The 2,513-nt window shown below is 68.4% G+C and carries 3 protein-coding genes; 1 reads left to right on the top strand and 2 read right to left on the bottom strand.

Annotation, left to right across the window (positions count from 1 at the left end; translation table 11 throughout):
* Together CVM52_RS25140 and CVM52_RS25135 are read right to left on the bottom strand one after the other, a co-directional pair.
* Window positions 1-1,038: hypothetical protein (locus CVM52_RS25140; RefSeq protein WP_100164999.1), on the bottom strand; the 1,038-nt coding region annotated here is incomplete at its 3' end.
* A gap of 47 nt (window positions 1,039-1,085) precedes the next feature.
* Window positions 1,086-1,826 (bottom strand): uroporphyrinogen-III synthase, encoded by a 741-nt coding sequence (locus CVM52_RS25135; RefSeq protein ID WP_100164998.1) that lies wholly within the window; start codon window positions 1,824-1,826, stop codon window positions 1,086-1,088.
* Between the two features lie 74 nt (window positions 1,827-1,900).
* On the opposite strand from CVM52_RS25135, the gene CVM52_RS25130 reads away from it, so the two are divergent.
* Window positions 1,901-2,513 (top strand): tRNA (adenosine(37)-N6)-threonylcarbamoyltransferase complex transferase subunit TsaD (locus CVM52_RS25130; protein ID WP_370741726.1); only part of this gene is annotated, 613 nt, incomplete at its 3' end.

The following is a 2,513-nucleotide window of genomic DNA, read 5'->3' as shown; positions in this document are numbered from 1 at the left end:
CAGCGCGATGCGCGCGGCGTCGGGGAAGGTGGTTTGCAGGGTCAGCAGGCTGGGCACGCCGCCGGCATTGTCACGCAGCGCCGCCGGCACCTCGACCCCTGACGCGGCCAGTTCCTCGACCAGGCCGGGATAGGCGAGACCATCGTCGATGGCGCCCTGCAGCCGGGCTAGCACCGCCTGAACGGCGGCGGCACGTGCCGATTCCTGAGCCTGGGCATCCAGCGCGCGGGCCTCGGCGACCAGCGCCTCGACCTCGCCGCGCTGATCGGTGACCGCCGCGCGTAACCGGTCGAGCTCGCGTTCGTAGGCGTCGATTGCCGCCTGTGACACGCCTTCCGATATCGGGCGCTTTTCCACCGCGTCGAGGCGGGCGAGGATGTCGTCCAGCGTGGCACGGGTTGCTTCGGTTTGCGCAGCCATAGGCTCGATTTCAGCGCGCAGGCCCTCGATCCGCTCAGCCAGCGGGGCAAGATCGGGGATGGCGATTTCCGACACCCGGCTCTCCAGCGCGGCGAGTTCATCGCGCTGCGCGTCCACCGAGGCTTCGAGTGAGGCCAGCGCTTCGCTGTTGTTGGCGCTGCGCCAGCTTGGCGGCAGCATCGGGTCGAGCATCTCGCTGCGGGCAGCGACAAAGCCCAAAACCGCGGCCAGCACCCCGCCCAGCAGCGCGGGCAAAAAGCCGCCGCGCCGTTCGACGATGGTTTCCACGTTTTGTGGGGCGGTGGCGGTTTCGCTGCCCGGGCGTTCGACCTCCTGCGGCGCGGTGTCTTCTGCGCCGGCGAGGGTTTCGATCGGCGCCACGCTGTCGGCGGGCGAATCGGCGTCGGGCGCGTCCTGCGACTTGGATATGTCGTCCGGCTTGGCCGCCTCGGTGTCATCCGCCCTTGGCGGTTCGGGCTGGTCCGGCGCCGCCTCGTCAGGGGCGGCAGGGTTGGTTTCCGGGGTCGGCTTGGGCTGGGATGCGGGTGCAGTGTCCTGCGGGTCCGCGGCATCGCTGCCGGTGGTATCATCCTGATCGGTCGTCTTTTTGCCTGTCACCTCAATCTACCCTTTCGATTCCAAATACCTATCAGGACCCGCAAACTCTACTGCGCCCCCCGGTCCCCCTCAACCCGAGTCAGCCTATCGGCGCAGGTTTCGATCGCCCTGACCATGTGGCAGGCATCCGGTTTTTGCGAAACGGTGACCGATGCAGGCCGAAAATCCTGCAATTCGGCAGCCGCGGCGGCACTTATGGCGACAACGTGAACCGCCTGCGCCGCCATGGTCAGCCCGGCAAAATGCCGCACGATGCGGGGCGAAAACAGCGGCACGATCACCGGATGGTCGCCGGCCAGCGCGGTTTGCCCCTGCGGCGCCAGCGGCAGCAGCACCTGTTCATAGATCACCTGATCGCGCATTGCCCAGCCGGCTTCGCGCAGGCGCGCCACGATATTGCCACGTGTATGGGCGCCGCGCAGATGGCAGAGTGGATGGTCCGGGTGCCGTTTGGACAGCGTGGCCACCAGCGCTTCGGCGGTCTCTCCAACACATTCCGCTTGCCAGCCGGCCACACGCGCGGCTGCGCTGGTGGCCTGGCCGACGCAAAACGCGGGCCGCCCGCCGGTCACGCCAAGCGCTGCGGCGATGGTGACCGCGTTGGACGAGGTGAAAATCACCGCCTCATCCGGCGCCAGGTCGATCGGGGTGGAAATTGGCCGGATCTCGACCAGAGGTGCAATCACCACCTCCAGCCGCGCCCGCAGGGCGGCGGGCAGATCCGCCACGAACCGGTCCGACGCGGCGCGGGGCCGGGTCATCAGCAGAACGGGTCTGGGCCGGGCCATCAGCCGCCTCGGGATTGTGAGCAGGGATTTTGGGTGATACCTCCCCGGATGTGATCATGCAACGGCTGCGGGCGATGACAGGGCAGACGACGATTCTGGGACTGGAAAGCAGCTGCGACGATACCGCGGCGGCGGTTGTGCGCCAGAACGGCGATCAGGTGACAATCCTGTCCTCGGTGGTGTTTGGCCAGACCGGATTGCACAGCGCCTATGGCGGCGTGGTGCCGGAGATCGCCGCGCGGGCACATACCGAAAAGCTGGACCTGTCGGTGCAAGAGGCGTTGCAGCAGGCCGAAATCCGCTTGAGTGACCTCGACGCCATTGCCGTCACCGCCGGGCCGGGGCTGATTGGCGGGGTGCTGGCCGGGGTGATGTGCGCCAAGGGGCTGAGCGCGGCCACCGGCCTGCCGCTGCTGGGGGTCAATCACCTGGCCGGCCATGCGCTGACCCCGCGGCTGACCGATGGCGTTGCCTATCCCTATCTGATGCTGCTGGTTTCGGGCGGGCATTGCCAATTCCTGATCGTGCGCGGGCCAGAGGATTTCACCCGGCTGGGCGGCACCATCGACGATGCCCCGGGCGAAGCTTTCGACAAGGCGGCGCGCCTGCTGGGGCTGCCGCAGCCCGGCGGCCCGGCGGTCGAGGCCGAGGCGATGCAGGGCGATGCGGCCCGCTTTGCCCTGCCCC

The sequence above is a fragment of the Pseudooceanicola lipolyticus genome (genome assembly GCF_002786325.1).
Lineage (GTDB): Bacteria > Pseudomonadota > Alphaproteobacteria > Rhodobacterales > Rhodobacteraceae > Pseudooceanicola_C > Pseudooceanicola_C lipolyticus.
Note: the sequence above shows the minus strand (reverse complement) of the source record. Positions and strands in the feature narration are given on the sequence as shown.

Bases quoted from the DNA above. Each gene is read 5' to 3' on its own strand.
- CVM52_RS25135 (WP_100164998.1), bottom strand. From the start codon at position 1,826: ATGGCCCGGCCCAGACCCGTTCTGCTGATGACCCGGCCCCGCGCCGCG.